General features: G+C 63.9%; 23 protein-coding genes, 1 tRNA gene and 1 pseudogene. 13 read left to right on the top strand and 12 right to left on the bottom strand.

All coding sequences use genetic code 11. From position 1 onward, the window contains the following. The 9 genes from AC1DWU_RS21230 to AC1DWU_RS21190 all read left to right on the top strand — a co-directional run bounded on the left by AC1DWU_RS21230 (nucleotide 1) and on the right by AC1DWU_RS21190 (nucleotide 7,475). A complete protein-coding gene (locus tag AC1DWU_RS21230; protein ID WP_055882471.1) occupies nucleotides 1-477 on the top strand; it encodes a peptidylprolyl isomerase in 477 nt (158 codons plus the stop codon). Next, the gene (locus AC1DWU_RS21225) at nucleotides 474-869 is read left to right on the top strand and encodes a hypothetical protein (protein WP_477152004.1); all 396 of its coding nucleotides are present in this window, start codon (nucleotides 474-476) and stop codon (nucleotides 867-869) included. The genes AC1DWU_RS21230 and AC1DWU_RS21225 overlap by 4 nt, the downstream gene beginning before the upstream one ends. Further along, complete coding sequence (queA, locus tag AC1DWU_RS21220; protein WP_477152047.1) at nucleotides 869-1,921, top strand: tRNA preQ1(34) S-adenosylmethionine ribosyltransferase-isomerase QueA; 1,053 nt, start codon at nucleotides 869-871, stop codon at nucleotides 1,919-1,921. The genes AC1DWU_RS21225 and queA overlap by 1 nt, the downstream gene beginning before the upstream one ends. A gap of 150 nt (nucleotides 1,922-2,071) precedes the next feature. Next, nucleotides 2,072-2,362 carry a GYD domain-containing protein gene (locus AC1DWU_RS21215; protein ID WP_477152003.1) on the top strand — a complete coding sequence of 97 codons (291 nt, stop codon included), beginning with the start codon at nucleotides 2,072-2,074 and terminating at the stop codon, nucleotides 2,360-2,362. Between the two features lie 47 nt (nucleotides 2,363-2,409). Then, nucleotides 2,410-3,537, top strand: coding sequence for a tRNA guanosine(34) transglycosylase Tgt (gene tgt, locus AC1DWU_RS21210; RefSeq protein WP_477152002.1), 1,128 nt, complete (start codon nucleotides 2,410-2,412; stop codon nucleotides 3,535-3,537). Between the two features lie 21 nt (nucleotides 3,538-3,558). Beyond that, complete coding sequence (pgi, locus tag AC1DWU_RS21205) at nucleotides 3,559-5,196, top strand: glucose-6-phosphate isomerase (protein ID WP_477152001.1); 1,638 nt, start codon at nucleotides 3,559-3,561, stop codon at nucleotides 5,194-5,196. A 23-nt stretch (nucleotides 5,197-5,219) separates the two neighbouring features. After that, a complete protein-coding gene (locus tag AC1DWU_RS21200; protein WP_477152000.1) occupies nucleotides 5,220-6,179 on the top strand; it encodes a phosphotransferase family protein in 960 nt (319 codons plus the stop codon). Then, on the top strand, nucleotides 6,176-6,928 hold the full coding sequence (gene map / locus AC1DWU_RS21195; protein ID WP_477151999.1) for a type I methionyl aminopeptidase: 753 nt from the start codon (nucleotides 6,176-6,178) through the stop codon (nucleotides 6,926-6,928). Before AC1DWU_RS21200 ends, map begins: the two co-directional genes overlap by 4 nt. 118 nt (nucleotides 6,929-7,046) lie before the next feature. Next, complete coding sequence (locus AC1DWU_RS21190) at nucleotides 7,047-7,475, top strand: hypothetical protein (protein ID WP_477151998.1); 429 nt, start codon at nucleotides 7,047-7,049, stop codon at nucleotides 7,473-7,475. Nucleotides 7,476-7,518: 43 nt separating this feature from the next. Here AC1DWU_RS21190 and AC1DWU_RS21185 read toward each other — a convergent pair whose 3' ends face one another. Then, nucleotides 7,519-8,289 carry an SDR family NAD(P)-dependent oxidoreductase gene (locus tag AC1DWU_RS21185; protein ID WP_477151997.1) on the bottom strand — a complete coding sequence of 257 codons (771 nt, stop codon included), beginning with the start codon at nucleotides 8,287-8,289 and terminating at the stop codon, nucleotides 7,519-7,521. Between the two features lie 328 nt (nucleotides 8,290-8,617). Here AC1DWU_RS21185 and AC1DWU_RS21180 point away from each other — a divergent pair, with 328 nt between their 5' ends. Both AC1DWU_RS21180 and AC1DWU_RS21175 read left to right on the top strand, forming a co-directional pair. Then, a complete protein-coding gene (locus AC1DWU_RS21180; RefSeq protein WP_477151996.1) occupies nucleotides 8,618-8,986 on the top strand; it encodes a hypothetical protein in 369 nt (122 codons plus the stop codon). Between the two features lie 41 nt (nucleotides 8,987-9,027). Then, complete coding sequence (locus AC1DWU_RS21175; protein WP_477151995.1) at nucleotides 9,028-9,249, top strand: hypothetical protein; 222 nt, start codon at nucleotides 9,028-9,030, stop codon at nucleotides 9,247-9,249. Here AC1DWU_RS21175 and AC1DWU_RS21170 read toward each other — a convergent pair. The 8 genes from AC1DWU_RS21170 to AC1DWU_RS21135 form a co-directional block, all read right to left on the bottom strand. Continuing rightward, nucleotides 9,246-9,554, bottom strand: a complete 309-nt coding sequence (locus AC1DWU_RS21170) for a hypothetical protein (protein WP_477151994.1) — start codon at nucleotides 9,552-9,554, stop codon at nucleotides 9,246-9,248. The genes AC1DWU_RS21175 and AC1DWU_RS21170 overlap by 4 nt on opposite strands. A 166-nt stretch (nucleotides 9,555-9,720) precedes the next feature. Then, the gene (locus tag AC1DWU_RS21165; RefSeq protein WP_477151993.1) at nucleotides 9,721-10,632 is read right to left on the bottom strand and encodes a hypothetical protein; all 912 of its coding nucleotides are present in this window, start codon (nucleotides 10,630-10,632) and stop codon (nucleotides 9,721-9,723) included. Nucleotides 10,633-10,798: 166 nt separating this feature from the next. Next, on the bottom strand, nucleotides 10,799-11,203 hold the full coding sequence (locus AC1DWU_RS21160; protein ID WP_477151992.1) for a low affinity iron permease family protein: 405 nt from the start codon (nucleotides 11,201-11,203) through the stop codon (nucleotides 10,799-10,801). A 585-nt stretch (nucleotides 11,204-11,788) separates the two neighbouring features. Next, the gene (locus AC1DWU_RS21155; protein WP_477151991.1) at nucleotides 11,789-13,099 is read right to left on the bottom strand and encodes a glycoside hydrolase family 130 protein; all 1,311 of its coding nucleotides are present in this window, start codon (nucleotides 13,097-13,099) and stop codon (nucleotides 11,789-11,791) included. Further along, nucleotides 13,050-15,407 (bottom strand): glycosyltransferase family 4 protein, encoded by a 2,358-nt coding sequence (locus AC1DWU_RS21150; RefSeq protein ID WP_477151990.1) that lies wholly within the window; start codon nucleotides 15,405-15,407, stop codon nucleotides 13,050-13,052. The genes AC1DWU_RS21155 and AC1DWU_RS21150 overlap by 50 nt, the downstream gene beginning before the upstream one ends. Beyond that, nucleotides 15,404-16,360, bottom strand: coding sequence for a class I mannose-6-phosphate isomerase (locus AC1DWU_RS21145; RefSeq protein WP_477151989.1), 957 nt, complete (start codon nucleotides 16,358-16,360; stop codon nucleotides 15,404-15,406). The genes AC1DWU_RS21150 and AC1DWU_RS21145 overlap by 4 nt, the downstream gene beginning before the upstream one ends. A 51-nt stretch (nucleotides 16,361-16,411) precedes the next feature. Continuing rightward, nucleotides 16,412-16,549, bottom strand: a complete 138-nt coding sequence (locus tag AC1DWU_RS21140; protein ID WP_477151988.1) for a hypothetical protein — start codon at nucleotides 16,547-16,549, stop codon at nucleotides 16,412-16,414. Nucleotides 16,550-16,601: 52 nt separating this feature from the next. Further along, nucleotides 16,602-16,883 carry a hypothetical protein gene (locus tag AC1DWU_RS21135; RefSeq protein WP_477151987.1) on the bottom strand — a complete coding sequence of 94 codons (282 nt, stop codon included), beginning with the start codon at nucleotides 16,881-16,883 and terminating at the stop codon, nucleotides 16,602-16,604. A 264-nt stretch (nucleotides 16,884-17,147) separates the two neighbouring features. On the opposite strand from AC1DWU_RS21135, the gene AC1DWU_RS21130 reads away from it, so the two are divergent. Next, on the top strand, nucleotides 17,148-17,381 hold the full coding sequence (locus AC1DWU_RS21130; protein ID WP_477151986.1) for a hypothetical protein: 234 nt from the start codon (nucleotides 17,148-17,150) through the stop codon (nucleotides 17,379-17,381). Between the two features lie 356 nt (nucleotides 17,382-17,737). Here the strand turns inward: AC1DWU_RS21130 and AC1DWU_RS21125 are convergent. After that, nucleotides 17,738-17,812, bottom strand: a tRNA-Lys gene (locus AC1DWU_RS21125). 48 nt (nucleotides 17,813-17,860) lie between these two features. Then, complete coding sequence (locus tag AC1DWU_RS21120) at nucleotides 17,861-19,051, bottom strand: site-specific integrase (RefSeq protein ID WP_477151985.1); 1,191 nt, start codon at nucleotides 19,049-19,051, stop codon at nucleotides 17,861-17,863. A 143-nt stretch (nucleotides 19,052-19,194) separates the two neighbouring features. Here AC1DWU_RS21120 and AC1DWU_RS21115 point away from each other — a divergent pair, with 143 nt between their 5' ends. Then, nucleotides 19,195-19,407, top strand: coding sequence for a helix-turn-helix transcriptional regulator (locus AC1DWU_RS21115; RefSeq protein WP_477151984.1), 213 nt, complete (start codon nucleotides 19,195-19,197; stop codon nucleotides 19,405-19,407). A 321-nt stretch (nucleotides 19,408-19,728) separates the two neighbouring features. Here AC1DWU_RS21115 and AC1DWU_RS21110 read toward each other — a convergent pair. Then, nucleotides 19,729-19,946 (bottom strand): annotated as a pseudogene (locus AC1DWU_RS21110) (hypothetical protein); the annotation flags it as partial.

The following is a 19,946-nucleotide window of genomic DNA, read 5'->3' as shown; positions in this document are numbered from 1 at the left end:
ATGGCTTACGCTGATCCCGAGAACACCCTCGTCATCGAGACCACCAAGGGCAAGGTGGTCATCGCCATGCGCCCGGACCTGGCGCCGAACCACGTTGCGCATATCAAGAAGCTGGCGCGCGAAGGCTTCTACGATGGCATCGTGTTCCATCGCGTGATCGATGGCTTCATGGCGCAGACCGGCGATCCGACCGGCACCGGCACGGGCTCGTCGAAGTACCCGAACCTGAAGCAGGAATTCAACGCCGAGCCGCACGTGCGCGGTGTCGCATCGATGGCTCGCGCCCAGAATCCGGACAGCGCCAACTCGCAGTTCTTCATCGTGTTCAACGACGCCCGCTTCCTCGACCGCCAGTACACGGTCTGGGGCAAGGTCATCGAAGGCATGGAAAACGTCGACCAGATCAAGCGCGGCGAGCCGGTGCGCGATCCGGACTCGATGGTTTCCGTGAAGGTCGCGGCAGACATCGCCGAATGATCCGGCCGGCCGCAATAGCCCTGAGCCTTTGCGGCCTCGCCACCCCGTCGCTGGCGACGGAGTGGGTGAACTGCGCGTCGCCCGACGGCGGCGCCAGTTTCGATATTCTCGTCGGCACCACCGACGTGCTCTCTGTCGCTGGCATGACCATCACGGTCGGCGAGAAGGTGTGGGCGACCGACCCCGCCTATGGCCCCGGCGATCCGGTTAGCGTCGGCCAGGCGTTCGAGACCGACACGATGATGCTGGTCGACGCAGTCGATCCGGGTGTCACCACCAAGATCGCCGAGCTTCGCCTGTTCAAGGCCACCGAGGCCGACGCCTCGATCTATGCGGGCACGCTCCGTATTCCCGGGCAGGGTGCCTGGGCGGTGAGTTGCACCGGCCCCTGATGCGCGTCGACGATTTCGATTTCGAACTCCCTGCCGAGTGCATAGCGCTCCATCCTGCCGAACCGCGGGATTCCGCGCGCATGCTGATCGTGCGGCCCGGCGAGCCGCTGGAGGATGGTCGGGTAACCGATCTGTTGCGAGTGTTGCGCGCCGGCGATGTGCTGGTGGTCAACGATACCCGCGTGCTGCCGGCCGAGCTGATCGGCACGCGTATCCGCGGCGAGCTTCGCGCCAATGTCAGCTTCAACCTGCACAAGCGGGTGGATGCCAATACCTGGCGGGCCTTTGCACGGCCGGCCAAGAAGCTGCACCTGCTCGACCGATTGGAGCTGGGCGACAATGGCTCGATTGGCGCCACCGTCTCGGGCAAGGGTGAGACGGGCGAGATCACGCTCGAGTTTGACCTCAGCGGTGCGGAACTGGACGAAGCGATCAAGGCGCATGGCGCCATGCCGTTGCCGCCGTACATCGAAGCCAAGCGCCACACCGAAGAGCGCGACAAAACGGACTACCAGACGGTCTACGCCGCGCGTGACGGCGCCGTGGCTGCGCCGACGGCGGGGCTGCATTTCACCGAGGGCCTGCTGCAGCAGCTGGCCGATCTCGGGGTGAGCGTCGAGCGGGTGACACTGCATGTCGGGGCAGGGACCTTCCTGCCGGTGAAGGTCGACGACACCAAGGACCACGTGATGCACGCCGAGTGGGGCGATATCCCCGCGGCGGTGGTGGAGCGCATCCTTGCGGCCAAGGCCAAGGGCGGGCGAGTGGTGGCCGTGGGGACGACCAGCCTCAGGCTGCTGGAGACGGCGGCGCGGGCCACCGGGACGCTGCAGCCGTTCGTCGGCGACACGGACATCTTCGTCACTCCAGGGTATCGCTTCAACGCGGTCGACATCCTGATGACAAACTTCCACCTGCCGCGCTCGACGCTGTTCATGCTGGTCAGCGCCTTTGCCGGGTTCGAGACGATGCATGCCGCTTATGCGCATGCCATCGGGAACGGATATCGGTTCTATTCGTATGGAGATGCGAGCCTGCTGTTCCGCGCCTGATCTCGACGAGAGCAGCGACCCGGTGCGCCGCGCAGTGCCAAGGAATTCGGCGAGTAGCGAAAGACATCATCCAGTTTGCGGCCCGTCCGCGTGAGGGATATTCTCGTTTGGCGAGGGGATTTAGCCCTCGACAACAGGGAGGAGCGAAAGATGTCCAAATACATTCTGCTACTCAACTGGACCGACCAGGGTGCCAAGACCGTCAAGGAGTCGACCAAGCGCTACGATGCCGCCAAGGAGGCCGCCAAGGCCGTCGGCGGTACGCTTGAAACCATTTACATGACCTTCGGCGCCTATGACCTCGTGACCGTCCTCGATGCCCCCAATGACGAGGCCGCTGCCACGTTCGTACTGCGCACGGGCATGGCCGGCAATATCCGGGCGACGACCCTCAAGGCCTTTGCCGAAGCCGACTATCGCAAGATCATCGGCAGCATCTGATCGCCGGGCAGGGTGACAGGCGCGCGCCGGCCCGCTAATAGGCGCGCATGACCGACTTCTCCTTCACCCTGCAAGCCACTGACGGCATGGCCCGCCGTGGGCGGATCGACACCTCTCGCGGCGACGTCCAGACGCCTGCCTTCATGCCCGTGGGCACCGTCGGCACCGTCAAGGCAATGTATCCCGAGCAGGTGCGCGAAACCGGTGCGGATATCCTGCTCGGCAATACCTATCACCTGATGCTCCGCCCCGGCGCCGAACGCGTCGCGGCGCTCGGCGGCTTGCACGACTTCATGGACTGGCAACGGCCGATCCTCACGGACAGCGGCGGCTTCCAGGTGATGTCGCTGGCAAAGCTGAGGAAGCTGACCGAGAAGGGTGTCACCTTCCGCTCGCATATCGACGGCACGGCGTACGAGCTGACGCCGGAGCGCTCGATCGAGATCCAGACGCTGCTCGACAGCGACATCATCATGCAGCTCGACGAGTGCATTCCGCTGCCGTCCGAGCACAAGGAAATGCTGCGGGCGATGGAGCTGTCGTTGCGCTGGGCGCAGCGGAGCAAGGACGCGTTCGGGCATCAGCCGCATCGCGCACTGTTCGGCATCGTGCAGGGTGGCGATGACGCCGAGCTGCGGGCGAAGTCGGCGGCGGGGCTGAAGTCGATCGGCTTCAACGGCTACTCGATCGGCGGCCTCGCGGTGGGCGAGCCGCAGGAGACGATGTTCCGGGTGCTGTCCGAGATCACGCCGGAGCTGCCGGCGGACAAGCCGCGCTACCTGATGGGCGTGGGCAAGCCTGATGACATTCTCGGCGGTATCGAGCGGGGCGTCGACATGTTCGACTGCGTGCACCCGACGCGGGCCGGGCGGCACGGGCATGCCTACTCGCGCTTCGGTGTCATCAACCTGAAGAACGCCCGGCATAAGGACGATCCGCGTCCCCTCGACGAGACGTCGCCGAACCCGAATTGCCGCCGTTTCAGCCGCGCCTACCTGCACCACCTGATCCGCACCGAGGAAATGCTGGGCGCAATGATCCTGAGCCAGATCAACCTCAGCTACTACCAGCAGCTTTGCATAGGTGCCCGTACGGCGATTGAGGCTGGAAGCTTCGCCGATTATGCGGCACAAACCCGAGCAACATGGGCAGCCGGCGACTTGCCGCCGCTCTGATATCTCCCGGAGAACAGCGTCATGGCCACCCCCCGCAAGTCCCTCCTCAACCCGCTGATGAAGTCGCGGAAGCGGCTTGCGGACACGAACATGCGCGAGCTGTTCGCGGCGGACCCCAGCCGGTTCAAGACCTTCTCGGTGAAGGCCGGCGACCTGCTGCTCGATTACTCGAAGAACCGCATCGACGAGAAGGCGATGGCCGCGCTGTTCGACCTGGCGCGCGCCGCCGGCGTCGAGGAGCGGCGCGACGCGATGTGGAAGGGCGAGCACATCAACACCACCGAAGACCGGGCGGTGGAGCACATGGCGCTGCGCTACATGGGCGACAAGGCGGTCAAGGTCGACGGCAAGGACGTGATGCCGGACGTGCGCGGCGTGTTGGCCGCGATGAAGGTGTTCTCGGACGCGGTGCGGGATGGCTCGATCAAGGGCTCGACCGGCGAGGCGTTCACCGACATCGTCAATATCGGCATCGGCGGCTCGGACCTCGGGCCGGCGATGGTAACGCTGGCGCTGGAGCCCTACACGCGGGCGGACCTTCGCGCGCACTACGTGTCGAACGTCGACGGCGCGCATATGCATGACACGCTGAAGCGGCTCGACCCCAAGCGCACGATGTTCATCGTGGCGTCGAAGACTTTCACCACCGACGAGACGATGACCAACGCGGCGACGGCGCGGGCATGGATCGCCAATGCGCTGGGCGAGGCGGCGGTGCCAGATCATTTCGCGGCGCTCTCGACCAACCTCAAGGCGTGCACGGACTTCGGCATCAAGTCGGATCGTATCTTCGGATTCTGGGACTGGGTTGGCGGGCGCTACTCGGTGTGGTCGGCGATCGGGCTGCCTGTGGCGATTGCCGTCGGGTACGAGAATTTCGAGGCGTTCCTGCGCGGCGCCTACGAGATGGACCAGCATTTCCTCAAGACCAAGCTCGAGAAGAACCTGCCGGTGATCATGGGCCTGCTCGGCGTCTGGTATCGCAACGCCTGGGGGTTCTCGACCCACGCCGTGCTGCCGTACGACCAGCGGCTCAGCCGTTTCGCTGCTTACCTGCAGCAGCAGGATATGGAATCGAACGGCAAGTCTGTGACGCTGGCGGGCAAGACCGTGGACTATCCAACCGGGCCGATCATCTGGGGCGAGCCGGGCACCAATGGACAGCACGCGTTCTACCAGCTGATCCACCAGGGCACCGACGTGATCCCGGTGGATTTCCTGATCGCCGCGCAGCCCCATGAGCAGCTGCCGCCGCACCACGACAAGCTGGTGGCCAATGTGCTGGCGCAGTCGGAGGCGCTGATGCTGGGCAAGACCAAGGACGAGGTGGTGGCGGAACTGACGGCGCAGGGCCTCGACAAAGCCAGGATCAAGGCGCTGACGCCGCACAAGATGTTCCCCGGCAACCGGCCGTCTAACACGCTGATGTATCCCAAGCTGACGCCCGAGCGGCTGGGCAGCCTGATCGCGCTCTACGAGCACAAGGTGTTCGTGCAGGGCACCATCTGGGGCGTCAATTCCTACGACCAGTGGGGCGTGGAGCTGGGCAAGCAACTGGCGAAGGCGCTGCTGCCCAAGGTGCAAGGCACCGAGACGGCGGCCAACCACGACAGCTCCACCAAGGGGCTGGTCGAGGCGTACCTCAAGCTCAAGCAATGATCGAGGCGGTGGAAGAGCAAGGGGTGAAGAAAGCAGCGCCGGTCGGGATCGATCCCGATCGGCTCGCGGCCACGTTTGCCGATTTCGGCCTTGGTGTTCCCGCAGCGATCACCGAACTCCTTGGTGGCGGCGCACGCTCGTTCCGCATCGACCGTGTGGACGGCCAGCCGGTCGTGCTCAAGGTATTCAACGACGCGCTGCCGTACGCGACCGGCAAAGAGACTTATGCGTCGCAGTTGCTACGCGACCTCGATGTGCCGATGACTCGCTTCCTCGCCTCGGACGAGACCCGCACCCGGATGCCGTTCCGCTACACCATCGCCAACTACCTGCCTGGCAGGCAGGTGATGACCTTCAAGGACGCGCCGGACGTCGGCGACCTCTACCGGCAGATGGGTGAGATGCTGCGCAAGCTGCACACCGTGCCGGTGCCCGGCTACGGCGCCTTCGATGCGGACGGCCTCCACGATCCGGTGTCGACCAATACCGAATATCTCGCGCGCCGCTTCGCCCACGGCATCGGCCAGTTCCGCCGCTACGGCGGTGGCGAGGCGCTGGCGCAGCGGCTCGAGGCGATCTTCGCCGCCCATGCGGATGTCATCGCCGAAAGCCGGGGCGCGGTGTTCGCGCACGACGATTTCCAGCCGCACAACGTGCTGGGCGAGCGCGGCATCGATGGCCGCCTGCACCTCACCGGCCTCCTCGATTTCGGCAATGCGCGGGCCTCCGACCCGATCTGCGACCTCGCCAAGGCGCTGTTCTGTTCGGAGCACGATGCGCCGGGCTCGACCCCGCACATCCGGGCGGGCTACGGCTCCATCGATCATCCCGATCCCGAAGCGGCCCTGTGGATCTACACCCTCGTGCACCGCGTCACGATGTGGATGTGGCTGCGGCATGTCGGGGTGATCCTCGAGGGCGAGCGGAATGACCTGATGGCCGACCTCGAGGCAATGGCGGAAGCCGGGAAGTACACCGCGTGACGATCACGACTGAGGCCGACCTCGAAAAGCTGAAGGCTATCGGCCGGGTTTGCGCCGTGGCGCGCGATGCGATGGCGGCAGCGCTGGCGCCGGGGATCACGACGCAGGAACTGGACGACATCGGCCGGCGCATTCTCGATGCGGCCGGGGCACGCTCGGCGCCGGAGATCACCTATGATTTTCCGGGTGCGACCTGCATTTCGGTGAACGAAGAGATCGCGCACGGCATTCCGGGCGGACGGGTGATCCGGGCGGGCGATCTGGTGAACATCGACGTTTCGGCGGAACTCGATGGCGTTTTTGCCGATACTGGTGCGTCGTACCTCGTGCCGGAGGCCGATCCGCGGCTGGTGGCCCTGTGCCGGGACGGCAAGCGGGCCGTGTGGGAGGGGATCCGCGCGGTGAAGACCGGCGCGCCGCTCTCGGGGATCGGCATGGCCATCGGCGCCTTTGCCAAGAAGCACCGCTACACGCTGATCGAGAATCTTGCGAGCCACGGGGTGGGCGACAGCCTGCATGACGAGCCCGGTGAGATTGCCACCTGGCCGGACAAATCCGACCGGCGGGTGATCACCGAGGGGCTGGTGTTCACGGTCGAGCCGTTCCTGTCGCTGGGCGGAAAGCTTGCCGAGCAGCGCGACGAGGACGATGAGTGGACGCTGGTGGCGACCCCGGCGGCGCCATGCGTGCAGTACGAGCACACCGTGGTCGCGACGCGTCGTGGCGCCATTGTGGTGACCGCGGCATAAGTGCGGCGCTGCGCTGAATGGTTTCTGAAGGGTCGGTTCCAAACGCGTTCAAAATCAGTGCGCTAGGGTGAATTCAACGCTGCAGATGCGGCACTGATCGAACCCAAGGACTACTGAAATGACCGTTCTCAACACCCTTCGGCAGACCGGCCGCGCCGCGGTCCTCGCCGTCGTCCTCGCCGGCACCGCCCTGAGCGCGGTTCCCGTGCAGGCTGCTCCCCTCGGCGGCTTTTCGCTCGACGTCAAACCGCAGGGCGGCGAAAGCCAGAAGCAGTTCCAGCAGTTCAAGAAGAAGAACTTCGGCCCGAACGACTTCTTCAACTGGTGCCTGACCGACAAGCAGATCCGCAAGGGCCTCATCAACTACGGCTTCGAGGAGGTCCACATCGTCGACCACCTGGGCAAGAACCGGGTGCGCGTCGAGGCCGCCTACGACGAGTGGTACTACTCATTCCGCGTCAACCGCTGCTCGGGCGTCGTCGACAAGATCAAGAAGCTCTACCCGATCTGGGAAGAGGAAGACGAAGACGACGACGATTGGTACTGAGATCTGAGTAGGGGAGGGGCCGGAAACGGCCCCTTTCTCGTTCCTAGAGATCGATCCGCCGGAACAGCCACCACGGCATATCGCGAACGATACGCATGATCAGCCGCCACCGGCGCGGCGCGTATTGCACCGGGCCGCCGTGGTCGGCAGCGCGTCGCACCAGCCGGGCGACCTCATCGGCCGGAACCAAACGTCGCCCGGGCGGGCTGTTGGCGGTCATCGCCGTGGCGGTGGGGCCGGGTTTCACCACCACGGCGCGCGGGCCCTTGCCTTCGAAGCGATGGGCGATGCCTTCGACCAACGTGGCGATGCCGGCCTTCGTCGAGGCGTAAATGAAGTTCTTCCGTCGCCCGCGATCGCCGGCGACTGATCCCAGCACCACCAGAGAGCCATGGCCCTGCGCTTCGAGCAGGTTGGCGGCGGCGAGCGACCAGAGCGCGGTGGCGGTGTAGTTCGTCGTCATCATCTCTGCCGCGACGCCTAGGTCACTCGCCGCTTCGGTCTGCATCGGCATGATGGCGTAGGCGATGTGGATGTGGTCGACGCCGCCAAGACTGGCAACGAGGCGCGGCAGTTCGGCGGCCTGATCGGACGCGGCCAGATCCACTACAGCGGTCTCGCAGCGGCTGGCGCCAATGGCCAGCAGGGACTGCGCCACAGCCTGCAGCCGATCGGCGCTGCGACCGACCAGCAGTAGCGACGCACCTTCCGCGGCGTAGATCCGTGCGGTGGCTTCGGCGATACCGGAATTAGCGCCGAGGATCAGGACGCGAAGAGGATTGTTGGCTCGGCTTTGCGATTCGAGTTCGTGCATGCGTCACGGCTTATCAGCCATATTGAAACATGGCGTTACGGCGGCTCGTGCCACAATTGGACCTGCGAAGTGACGCCGCGGATGGAACAGAGGCTCGTCTGCCATTTCGTCGGCCAAGGCGGGAAACCGGAAAAACCGCAATGTTCCCCGTGCCCATCGTGTCCGGTTGACACGCGGCGTCACTGCTAGAAGTAACACTGCAAACGCCCGAGGGCTGCACGATAGCGACAATTTGAGCGACCGTGTTTCTGCCCCATTGCCGTCCCGCCCGGGCCACACTGGACCCCTAGCGTTTGCTGGTATCCGCAGCAAATCGGGGGGCATTCCGATGACTGCCTTGACCATCCGTCCGTCCGTCCTGGACGACGATATCTCCAGCGCGCTGGAGCGCGAGAAGAGCCTGTTCGTGGCCCGCAACACCGATCGTTGCAGCCACCTCCTGGTCCGCTTCGGGCCGAACGAGGCCGACAACGACAGCTTCATGATCAGCGCGGCCTTCACGCTTGATGCCGCGCGCAACTGGCATCGGGTCGAAGTGGCGGTACCGATGCAGGAACTGCGGCGCGAGGACGGGCCCGACCGTGGCCTGATCACCGCCTTTGGCGAACTCGATGAAGGGATCAGCGCGGCGCGTATCGCCCGGCTGTTCGCCCCGCTGTCCGTAGCCCAGCGCATGGCCGGGGGGCGTCGCGACTAATTGCAACCGATGGTGGCCGTTATCACGGCCGGGGAGCAGATATGAAGACCTGCTGGTTCATCGTCATCGAAAGCATGGACTCCTGGTGGGTCGACTGCGAGGGCAAGTCTTACGGCCCATTCGATACTCGGGATGACGCCCAGAACGAGGCGAGGCGGATCGCCATCACCTATGGCGACGAGGGCCGCCGCTCCGAGGTGTTCGCGCCCGCCACCGACGGCACCCATCGCCGCATCTGGGTCGGCCCTGATCCGGGCCGCTAGCGCTGGTCGTTGTAGGGCATCTTCACCGAACCCACGCGGCGGGCGAGCGCCGAGAACGATAGAGCGCCGTCGTCGGCGACGGTGGCATTGGCCATGCGCAGCAGCCGCGCGGGGAACGCCAGGGCATCGCGCTCCGCCGGCCGGAGATTCTCCACCGAGCGATTGTCGTTGATGGCGGTCTGTTCCGCCGCGCGCATGGCGTCGTCGACTTCCTGGCGGGACACAAGCCCCTTGCTGATCATGGTCTCGTGCATTGCCGCGATGACCAGGTAGAGGCCTTCGAGCTGCAGGTTGGCAGTGTTCATGGCTCTGCGTCCTTCCCTCTCACTGAAAGAGGCGGGCTGTAGCCCGCCTCCATTCGATGCTGCGCCAATCCTCAGCGGATGAACAGTACGATGATGATGATCAGCCAGATGGGAACGCCCAGCAGCCAGAGTCCAAGTCCTCTCAGCATTGTTCTTCTCCTCTCTGTCAGACCCGACGGAACACCGAACGAAACGCGGTGCCCTTGTCGCGGTGATTGCCACCTTGCTGCGCGGCCCAGAACGCGCCGACGGCGCTGACCAGCAGCGAGGCGGCAGTCAGGAAGGCGGCGACGATGCCGGTCTTGCGAGCGGTCTCGGCGGCAGCCGCGGCGTCAGCCTTGGCCTTGTCGACGGCAGTCATCACGTCGTTGACACGCGTGGTCGCTTCTTCAGCGGTGAGGCCGGTGTTGGCCGCAACCACCTGCGCCAGGTAGGCCTTGTCGGGATCGCTCACCGATCCGGCGAGGGCGCCCTGGGCGATGATCCGTCCGGCTTCGCCACGAACCGCAGTGGTGTCAGTCGCAGGTGCGGCAGGCGCGGCGGTTGGCGAGGGACGGAACAGCGTATCAACGAAGTAGGCGTTGGGATCGATGACGCTACCGGCGTCGTCAGCAACGGTGGCCGCGGCGTTGGTCAACGTGGCCGCCGCGCCTCCGACGGCATTCGCCGCCGCGGTGATGCCGCCGACGGCAATCAGTCCGCCGACGACCAGGGCGCCACCCCAGACGAGCAGGCCATGCGCACCATCACGCACGTCGACCTCGTCTTCGTTGGCATCATGGTGACGCCGGCGCAGCCGTCCAGTCACATAGGCGCCGGCCATGAAGCTGGACACTTCGACCCAGAGTAGCCAGAGCGCCGCCGCGATCGCGATCCAGATCGGTGCAACATCGGGGCCGGCGTGGAAGTTGACGAAGCTGAGCCCGATCGCCGAACCGAAGCTGAGCAGCACCAGCGAGATTGCCGAAGCAATCACGATACCGGCGATGATTGCCGGCCAGTCGACATAGGAACTGTTGTCGACATTGACGGCCGGGGGCGCTGTGACGATGACATCTGTAACCGAGGGAATGGTCATGGTGCGTCCCTCAACGAAGGCCGAAGAAGGACAGTACCGCCAGGATCACGACCACGAGGCCGACCAGATAGATAATGCCGTTCATTTTCTTGTTGTCTCCTTGACCTTTACGGTCATGGAGAAAGTCGGATCGAGGCCATTGGTTGCGCCAGATCGGTAGATATTCCTAGTCGGCGTCCTTGGTGTGCCGATCGATCTGTTCGAGAGTGCTTTGATCGCGTTCGACGCGGTCGGCGATCATCTTCTTGAGCTTGTGTAACTCTTGGCCGGTCAGGTCCTCGGCGCCGATCAGCCGGTTGTCCGCCTTGCGTACTGCGAGGATCAGGTCGTCGAGCTTTGCTTGCACGGCCTCGCCGTCGCGGTTCTGTGTGTGCTGCACCACAAACACCATGAGGAAGGTGATAATGGTGGTCGCGGTGTTGATCACCAGCTGCCAGGTTTCCGAGAATCCGAAGAACGGCCCGCTCGCCGCCCACAGGACGATGAGCCCGCAGGCAAGAGAGAAGGCCACCGGCTTGCCGGCGCCTCGGGAAACGAGGTTGGAGAAGCTGTGGAAGAAACTCTGAGACATGATCGAGCCCTGCATCTGTGACGCGTGGCTATCAATCGATGGGGTGTGCAGCGAGTTCCATGGCGCTTGGCCTTGAAACTGCGCGAAAAGTGGTACGCCCGGATCGCCCGCAGAGCTTAGCGATGCGTGTGGCACGGTTTGTGGCACGCCCTCGTAGCGTGGTGCACCGCCAACTAGATCAGCTGACCGTGCGCCGACCAAGCACGATCGCCGTCGCTAACGAAGTATCAGCGTCGCCATCGTTAGGGCCCGCTTCGCGCCAAAGCGGACTGTGATCCTTTTTGCACATGGCTCGCCGATGCGATCAGCCAGTATCCGTTGGGAGGCGCTCCTGATCCAGCCTAAGGGCCCCCTCTAAGTCATCCGCTCGGACCTCCAGTGCTTCCACGCCGCCAGTGTTCGGCAGGATTATCGTTCTTGTCAGAAGATGTGCGGTCGAGGAAACGTCCAGGAGCTCTCGCCTGACACGGACTTCGAACGTCCCCGGATTGTGTGGTTGCTCGGCCTGGAAGGGCGAATGGGTGACGGAAGGGCACCCATTCGGTTGTGGCGGTGTCGGATGACATGGTTCGCTCTCCTCGCTGACTATGTGGACGAAGCTGGCTCCATCGCATCGAGCAGCGCATCGACGCGGATGGTTGCGAAGTTCGAGAAGGTGTCCGACACAGCGTAGGGCAGAATGATGCGGGCGCCGTGACGAATAGCGCCGCAGGTATAGACGACGTTGGGGACGTAGCCCTCGCGCTGCGATGGATCCGGATAGACCAGCGGCTCGCGCGAGCGGGCGAGGACCTTTGTGGGGTCGTGCTTGTCGAGCAGCGCGGCGCCGATGGCGTAGCGGCGGACAGGGCCGACGCCGTGGGTGAATAGCAGCCAGCCTTCGTCGAGTTCGATCGGCGAGCCGCAATTGCCGATCTGCACGAACTCCCAGGGCCATTCTGGCTTCAGGATCGGCACGCCACCCTCCCAGGTGAGCAGGTCGTCGGAATAGATCAGGTAGAGGTTCTCGTTGTCCTGCCGGCCGATCATGGCGTAGCGATCGCCGATCTTGCGAGGGAACAGCGCCATGCCCTTGTTGCCAGCAGCACTGCCTTTGAGAGCGCGCATTCGGAAGCTGACGAAGTCCTGGGTCTCGAGCAGTTCCGAGCGGATGCCGCGGCCGTCATAGGCGGTGTAGGTGGCGTAGTAGGTCTGAGTTCCCTCATCCTCGAAGCTGACGAAGCGTGCATCCTCGATGCCGTTCGACTGAAACGAGGTCATCGGAAAGATGACCCGCTCGCTGATGTCCTCGCCGGCGTTGAAGGCGAACTCCACTGGCTCGTCGCTGAAGGGCGGAATCGGCGTCTTGAGGCGCGCCATGCTCGCCAGCCGAGCCGTCGGATCGATGGCGACGCTGCCATCCTTTGAGATCGTACCGGCCCGGAATGTCAGCGACGACACATGCCCCTCTCCCACCGCCCGTAGGCTCAGGATGAAGCGCAGTCCACCAGGTGGCGCGAGGCTCTGATCGGGGTGAGCAACGATGCTCGGATTGAACAGCGCCGAGGACTCGAACGAGTACTCGTGGAGGAAATAAGCGCCGATCAGCTGGCGCTGAACCGGGGTGAACACCAGGTGTTCCGAAAACGCCTCTTCCATTTCGATGGCGCGGGCATCGAACCCGGCGAGCAGGTTCCGGTGCCGTCCGTCGAAATTGTGCAGCACATCCTTGAGCTGCTGCGACGCACTTTCGACATCGAGCGAGAGGACGCGATCGACGATGTGATTGGCACGGGTCTTTTCATGCGGCTTCAGGTCCTTCGGCTCGGTCGCCGGCTTGAACGGCCGGACGATCACCCGAGCCGGATCAGGTCGCAGGTAAAGTGCCTGCCGGTTGAGGAAGGTGACTGGCGACAAGGCGACCTCTGAACTGTTGATGATGTGGTCTCGCGGGGCGGTACAGCAGCGGCAGCGGCTGCAAGACGTCGACGCGTTCGATACGCCGCATGTCAGCGAGTCCGAGCAGGTACGAGACGACGGACTCGCCGCCACAGTTCTCGTTCGGACGGTCCGGATGGAGACCGTCCTTGCAACTGCCGGTCTCGACATCGACCAAGGGCTTGCCCAGGTCGTTGCTGCCGCGGAACCACGCGAAGGCGCGCCGGGCGGCAGCGCGCCAGCGATCGTCGCCGGTGGTTTTCCAGGCTTCGAGGCAGGCGGCTATGGTCGCTGCAGCTTCGACCGGCTGCTGGTCGAAGGCCTTGGGCGGTTGCCGGACGTCTCCAAAACCTTCGGTGCCGACCGGGCGGAACAGCCCGGATGGGGAGGTCTGTCGCTGCAGCAGCCAATCGAGGGTCCGCAGCCCAGCCTCCGCGTAGCCGGGCAATCCGGTCGAACGGCCGCAGACGATCAGCGCCTCGCAGATGCGGGCGTTGTCGTAGGCGAGCCCGTCCTCGAACCACACCCAGTCGCGGGTCTCGACCTGGCGCAGCAGAGCGACGAGCCGATAGGCCAGCCGCAGGCGGAACTGCGAGGCGAAGTCGTCGCCTGACTGCACCTCGCAATATGCATTGAGCCCGAGCAAGGTGAACGCCCAGGCCCGCGGCGAGCTGAAGCTCTCCACCGGCGGCAGCGCTTCGGCGAACAAGGCTGCGGCCCAACGCCTACGTGTTGCGCTGACATCATCGCGGGCGGTGACACCGAGCGCCCACAGCGTGCGGCCGTGGCTGTCCTCGGAGCCCTGCTCCTCCAGCCAGCGGCGGTCGAAGCCCATGAAGTTGCGGAAGCGCTTGGTGTCGCGATTGAAGGCGTGCTGAACGAAGGCGGCATAGGCCGAAGTCATGGCCTCGGGCAACTGGTCGGCAGTGAAGCCGTGCAGCGAATTGGCAAGCAGCAGTCCGCGGGCATTGTCGTCGACGCAATAGCCGTGCGAGCGGTCCGGAATGGTGTGGATGGCGTGCTGGAACAGTCCGGTGTCGTCGGTCATCGCCTGCAGGTGGCCGATCGAAATCGGCGGCAGGAGCCGGCCATCACCCGGCGGCGTCATGATGTGGATGCGGGCCGGTTGCGGCGCCTGTCGCTTTTTGGCGACCGCCTGGAACAGCTCCAAGTAGCGCTCGGCAGTCTGCGTCCAGGTCATCGAACGGCTGGCGGCATAGGCGCGGTTTCGCATCGCGCGGTGTAGCGGCTCATTGCCGAGCACGTCGGCAATTTGGGCACCCATTGTCGCGGCGTCACCGAACGGCACCAGTATGCCGCGATTGTCCGCCAACAATTCCAATGCATGCCAGTAGGGCGTCGAGACCACGGCCTTACCGAGCCCGAAGCTGTAGGCCAGCGTACCCGACGTCATCTGCGCCTGGTTTAGATACGGCGTGACGTAGACGTCGCACATCGAGATGTATTCGAGCAGCGTCGGCCGGTCGACGAACTGGTCGAGGAACACGACGTGCTTGGATATCCCGAGGTCCGCTGCGCGCGCTACGAGACCCTCGCGATAGGTTTCGCCTTGGTCGCGGACGAGATTGGGGTGGGTGGCGCCGAGCACGACGTAAACCGCATCCGGCCGGTTCTTCAGCACCGCCGGCATGGCGTCGATCATTACCTCGATGCCCTTGTTCGGCGACAGCAGGCCGAAGGTCAGGATCGTCGTCTTGCCGGCAAAGCCGAGCCGCTCCTTGGCGCCGTCGGGTTCGACGAAGGCGAAATCGGGGATGCCGTGGGGGATCACCTCGATCTTCTCAGATGCCGCCCCATAGGTGCCGACCAGCAATTCGCGTCCCTTGTCCGCCATCACCACGACGCGCGCCGACACGGCGATGATACGTTCGAGCACCCGCCGCTGTGCGGTGCTCGGCGTTTCGAGGACGGTGTGGAGCGTCGTGACTACTGGGACGCTGAGCCGATCGAGCAGCTTGAGGATATGTGCGCCCGCCTCGCCACCGAAGATGCCGAACTCGTGCTGGAGCGAGACCGCATCATACTCACCCGCGTTGATGATCTGGGCAGCGCGGACGTAGTCTTCCTCATGCTCTTGCCGCACCTCAAAGCTCACGACCGGAGGGTAGACGTAGTCCCGCCCGCTATCGGTCATGGCGACGATGGCCGTCTCAATGCCGATCGGCGAGGCAGCGACCGCTTGCTGCAGATCGGTGGTGAAGGTGGCTATGCCGCAGCGACGCGGCAGTGAGTTGCCGATGAATGCTACGCGGTGGATGGCCTTCATGACTGCCCGCTCCACGGCAGCGTCGGCGCGCCCTTGGAGGAGCGGCCGAGGCCCAGCTCCGGAAAGCGCTCCGCCATCACCTCCATCGGGATGCCGTTACGGCTCTGCAGCAGGGCGGCAATCGGGCTGTTGGCGACATAGGCCATCAGCCCCTTGGCACCGCGCTCGCCGGTGCGGACCGTCGCTCGGTGCCCCTTGAGAAACATTGCTTCGCCGGAGGCGACCTGCATCAGGTCGAATGCCGCCTCGCCCTCGAGGATCAGCACCCAGGTTTCGCTCATCGCATCGACTTCCCAATGCGAGTTGGGCGCGAGGTCGATGCGCTCCAGAACGAAGTAGGGGCTCTGCGCCATTACATTGCGCACATCGGACAACCGGGTCGGGGCGAGCTGCGCGGTCGCCGGTCCGGGGGTAGATGCTCCGACACCGCCGTCGAGATGCAGCTCACGCTGCCGGCCGTAGTCGAACAATCGGAATGTCGCGTCGCTGCGCTGCTGGATCTCGGCAATGACGAGGCCCGCGCCAATGGCATGGATGGTCCCCGCCGGGACCAGCAAGGCCTCATCAGCCTTTACCTCCTGCCATTGCACCAGCTCGGGGATCGAGCCGTCGGCGATGGCGGCGCGCAGCTGCGGCGCCGTCAGCTCGCGCTTCAGTCCGAGAGCGACCCGTCCCTCCGCGGTGGCGGAGAGCACGTACCAGGCCTCGGTCTTGCCGTGCGGCAGGCCGATGGACTTGGCGAACGTATCGTCCGGGTGCACCTGGATGGAAAGAGGTTCATCGGTGAAGAGGAGCTTCAACAGCAGCTCCGGTTCCGGCGCGTTACGGTCAGCACGCTGGAACCAAAGCTCTCCTACGGCGACGCCATCGTGACCGAGTTCGCTCCACGGCCGCAGGTCGGTCTTGCCCCAGGGTTTGCGCACCACCGTCGTCGATGAAAGTTCCATGGTCATGGCAAGTCTCCTGGGGTGGTGGGGGCGATGGGCGGGGCGTCGATGACGCCGCTATGCGCGCTTCTTGTTCGATGGGGAACTGGAGAGATTGGCCTTGGCCAGCAGTCCATCGGTGGCGGCCGGCGCCGCCACCTTGATCTGCTTGGGCTTCTTGGCTTCGCGATTGCTGTGTTTCTGGCTCTTGGCCATAGCAGGCTCCTTGCACCGATGGTGCGGTTGGGAACGACGGTGGGGGTAGGGGTCAGACCGATGCGAATGCCCGCTCGGCGAGGTGCGGGTGAGCGGCAGCGACGCCGAAGCCCCGGCGGCTCGCATAGAAGCCGCGGCTCGCCAATGCCGTCGAAACACCATCGCAGTGGCCGGCGAACATGGCGTCGTCGTTCGATACGGTCGCGATGTAGCGCCAGGGCTGTCCTGTAGGATGGTGCGGCAGCGCCGCAGGGTTGTCCGCGTCGCCGACGAGAGACGGACCACCAGCCCGCGCCCCGCGTGGGGCGCCGGTTGCATAAATCTTCAAAAGCACTTGATGTCCTAAGTCTGCCCAGCGTGCCGAGAAATCACGGCACACCGATATCAATCAGCTCGGGCAGCAGGGAGCTTTATAGCTCTGCGCCTTTGCAGGCGCGTTGTCCAATTTATTCGGGATCGCAATTATCACGGGCCAGACCAGATACTTTTGAGGTGGACGTAAAAGCTTTAGCTATCGGCAGTTTAGCTCGCTACTCGAACGAATTTGTGGGACGCGCCGGTAAACCGAGTGATATGCCCGCCCCAAGGAGGAGCGCCGATGGCCACCATGTACTTCGTCCAGGGCTTCCGCTCGAAAGGGCGAAAGCTCGAGCCCGACCTGCCGCAACCCGCCAGAAGCCCCGAGGCAGCAATCGCCGCCGCCGAACGATTGGCGCCGACACGCTCAGGCGTCTGGGCCTACTCCGCCAACATCGACCAGGAAACCGACACCTACGACGAACCACGCGAGCTGTTTCGTAGCGGCACCCTGCCTCCCGGGCTGGGGGAATAGCAGCTTGCCTGTTCGGGGCACTTCGACCGGAACCGACATCGACCCTTATTTGTTCGCTTCCTGCAGCACCATACCCGTACTGCGGTCAGGCGCCGCTTCCTCGGTCCCCACTCCCACCTCCTGGCCTAGGTACCCACCCGCAACCCGACCGCACGGCCCGCATCAAGGCTGCGCTGCGGAACCCGGAAGGGTACGACGCCCGGTCGCTGCCGGCTCAGAAGTTCCACGCCCAGATCATCTCGTTCGACCGAGCGGCGTGATCTACACACTGGCACAAATCTGGCACAGAAAGTAACTCTGTGACTGGAGAGTTCCTTAATTAAGGGCTCTAAAGTACTGAGTTGATTGGAGGATTTTGGTACGCCCGGATGGATTCGAACCATCGACCATCCGATTAAAAGTCGGGCGATAGCCCGGCGATTTACAGGCACCTTCGGCGATCATGCGCCATTCGTGCGCCACCAACGGCATTGCCGGCCTTACGCCATCATGCCTTCCGCGATGCGATCCATCGATTTCTTGTGGTCATCCGAGGGGAACAAATGTCCGTAGCGATCCATGGTGATCGCTAGCGTCGCGTGACCGGCCCATGTCTGAACAGTCTTCGGCGGTCGGCCATCCTCAATCCACGCGCTCACTGCGAAATGGCGGAGGGAATGCCAGCCGACGTGAGGCTGTTCCGCCTTCTCGAGCAACGGCTTGAACTCTCGCTTGAGCAAATTGCCGTGGTTGGTGAAGACCCGTTTCGGTGCCTCTTCGCCCTTACGCCGGATCTCGATCGGGAACACGAGATCGTCGGGCAGGGCGCTGCCCTTGAATGCCCTCAATGCGTCGACCAAGGGCTTTCCGATGGGTACGGTCCGCTGGCCGGCAGCCGACTTTGTAGTGTCTTCGTCGCCGTACCTGTCCAGCCGCGTTTCAACCTTCACCGTCCCCTGATCTAGGTCGAGATGGCGCCAGCGCAGCGCCCACTGCTCCGAAGCCCGCAGGCCACTAAGGGCGGCAAACTGCAACCGTATCCTCAGGGGGGGAGGCGCCGCTTTGAACAAGGCGCGCATAGCTTCCTTAGATGGGGGCGTGACCTTCTTTGGACCCTCTTGACGGGTACCGATCACCTTCGTTCCGTGGGCCGCGTTTGAGCCGACTAGGTTCTTTGATACCGCATAAGCCAATGCGCGGCTTAGGGCCGCGATAGAACGGCGTGTTGCCGTTACTGACAAGCCGGCACCGCGTAGCCGGTCGACAAGGTCGGTAACGTCGCCCGGGGTCAAATGGGCTAGCTTGATGTGGGCAATGCCATCGGAGAAGGCGGTGGCGCGGTTGCGAACCTTTGCGTCCTCATCCGACCGGGCTTTGCAGACGACGTAGTTATCGATCTCCGCGCGGGTCGTGGCGAGGTAGCTAGCAGTGGCACGCTCCCCGCGCTCCAGGCGACCTTCTAGGTAAGTCAGATACCGATCGCACGCATCGGCCACCGTCAACTTTAGTGCCTGTTCACGATAAGCGCCCTTGCTAACTTGGCCTTCAACCTCGACTCGCCGGGCGTCCGCTGCGCGCTTCGTGGCGAACTGTTCCTTATGCCGTTTGCCTGCGGCGTCAGTAAAAGCGAGCGTCCAAGCCTCGTGCTGCCCGCTCTTGTTCGACCATTTGCGTTTGGTGACTGTTGCCATCTCGACCATCCGACTCGATGGAACATGATGGCACGCATGGTGAAGCATCCGCAAGAACTGCAAATTGCCTTTGACCGACTCGTACAGATGTTAGCCTACACTATCGGCACGGTGGTTGCCGTGCACACAACACGGAGAAGATCATGTCACCTGCAAATGACAACACTACTCAGGCCGACCTGCTGCTGGGCGCATCCGCGATTGCGGCGCACCTTGGCATCACCCGCCGTCAGACCTACCGGTTAATCTACGACGAACTTGCCCCGACGTTCAAACTCGGCGGCACTGTTGCAGCACGTAGATCATCGCTCGACCGATGGCTTGCCAGCGCCGAACAGGGCAGGGCGGCCGCGTAAACGTTCCTCACAGAAGGCTCCAAGGGCGTCCTTCGATGGTCGGGCCTGCTGCCGAATCTGCCTTTGTCGGCCTCATGCACTGTCGTCTCGAAGATCCTTAGTTAGGCGAGCAAGTTCCGAGTTAAAGGTTTGTGGATTCATCGTTTCCCGGACGTGATCGCCACGAAGAGAAACAAGGCGCCCGTGACGCTATCGTGTACCAATTTCCGGGAAGAAGGATACGGGCAAACTATCGAAGTCGTGGAAGACGGCACTCGGACCGCCGGCGCTCGACTTTCGGAACGCTCATCCTGAAGCCGAGCGCCTCGTCGCTCGATCGTCTTATGCGACCGGCATCAATCCCACGCCGTCAACGATGGGAACCGGCTTGGGCAACCGGGCTGCTGCCGGCGCGGGTGGGGGATCGTCGTCGTCATCATCATCGCGGTGAGCCCACCCCTTCCAATGCCACTTCGAGTGAGCGGCTTTGAGGCGACGTTCGTCCTGCTCGCTGTCGTATTCGTCCGATGGATAGAACGCTCTTTTCATCTCCATACCTC

The sequence above is a fragment of the Devosia sp. P2_G7 genome (genome assembly GCF_056403495.1).
The sequence above is the reverse complement of the archived record's forward strand: the minus strand, read 5'-3'. Positions and strand labels throughout refer to the sequence as shown.

Excerpts from the sequence above, each read along its gene's own strand:
- AC1DWU_RS21230 (WP_055882471.1), top strand. The coding sequence starts at position 1 with ATGGCTTACGCTGATCCCGAGAACACCCTCGTCATCGAGACCACCAAG.
- AC1DWU_RS21225 (WP_477152004.1), top strand. The coding sequence starts at position 474 with ATGATCCGGCCGGCCGCAATAGCCCTGAGCCTTTGCGGCCTCGCCACC.
- queA (WP_477152047.1), top strand. The coding sequence starts at position 869 with ATGCGCGTCGACGATTTCGATTTCGAACTCCCTGCCGAGTGCATAGCG.
- AC1DWU_RS21215 (WP_477152003.1), top strand. The coding sequence starts at position 2,072 with ATGTCCAAATACATTCTGCTACTCAACTGGACCGACCAGGGTGCCAAG.
- tgt (WP_477152002.1), top strand. The coding sequence starts at position 2,410 with ATGACCGACTTCTCCTTCACCCTGCAAGCCACTGACGGCATGGCCCGC.
- pgi (WP_477152001.1), top strand. The coding sequence starts at position 3,559 with ATGGCCACCCCCCGCAAGTCCCTCCTCAACCCGCTGATGAAGTCGCGG.
- AC1DWU_RS21190 (WP_477151998.1), top strand. The coding sequence starts at position 7,047 with ATGACCGTTCTCAACACCCTTCGGCAGACCGGCCGCGCCGCGGTCCTC.
- AC1DWU_RS21185 (WP_477151997.1), bottom strand. The coding sequence starts at position 8,289 with ATGCACGAACTCGAATCGCAAAGCCGAGCCAACAATCCTCTTCGCGTC.
- AC1DWU_RS21180 (WP_477151996.1), top strand. The coding sequence starts at position 8,618 with ATGACTGCCTTGACCATCCGTCCGTCCGTCCTGGACGACGATATCTCC.
- AC1DWU_RS21175 (WP_477151995.1), top strand. The coding sequence starts at position 9,028 with ATGAAGACCTGCTGGTTCATCGTCATCGAAAGCATGGACTCCTGGTGG.
- AC1DWU_RS21170 (WP_477151994.1), bottom strand. The coding sequence starts at position 9,554 with ATGAACACTGCCAACCTGCAGCTCGAAGGCCTCTACCTGGTCATCGCG.
- AC1DWU_RS21165 (WP_477151993.1), bottom strand. The coding sequence starts at position 10,632 with ATGACCATTCCCTCGGTTACAGATGTCATCGTCACAGCGCCCCCGGCC.
- AC1DWU_RS21160 (WP_477151992.1), bottom strand. The coding sequence starts at position 11,203 with ATGTCTCAGAGTTTCTTCCACAGCTTCTCCAACCTCGTTTCCCGAGGC.
- AC1DWU_RS21150 (WP_477151990.1), bottom strand. The coding sequence starts at position 15,407 with ATGAAGGCCATCCACCGCGTAGCATTCATCGGCAACTCACTGCCGCGT.
- AC1DWU_RS21145 (WP_477151989.1), bottom strand. The coding sequence starts at position 16,360 with ATGACCATGGAACTTTCATCGACGACGGTGGTGCGCAAACCCTGGGGC.
- AC1DWU_RS21140 (WP_477151988.1), bottom strand. The coding sequence starts at position 16,549 with ATGGCCAAGAGCCAGAAACACAGCAATCGCGAAGCCAAGAAGCCCAAG.
- AC1DWU_RS21130 (WP_477151986.1), top strand. The coding sequence starts at position 17,148 with ATGGCCACCATGTACTTCGTCCAGGGCTTCCGCTCGAAAGGGCGAAAG.
- AC1DWU_RS21120 (WP_477151985.1), bottom strand. The coding sequence starts at position 19,051 with ATGGCAACAGTCACCAAACGCAAATGGTCGAACAAGAGCGGGCAGCAC.
- AC1DWU_RS21115 (WP_477151984.1), top strand. The coding sequence starts at position 19,195 with ATGTCACCTGCAAATGACAACACTACTCAGGCCGACCTGCTGCTGGGC.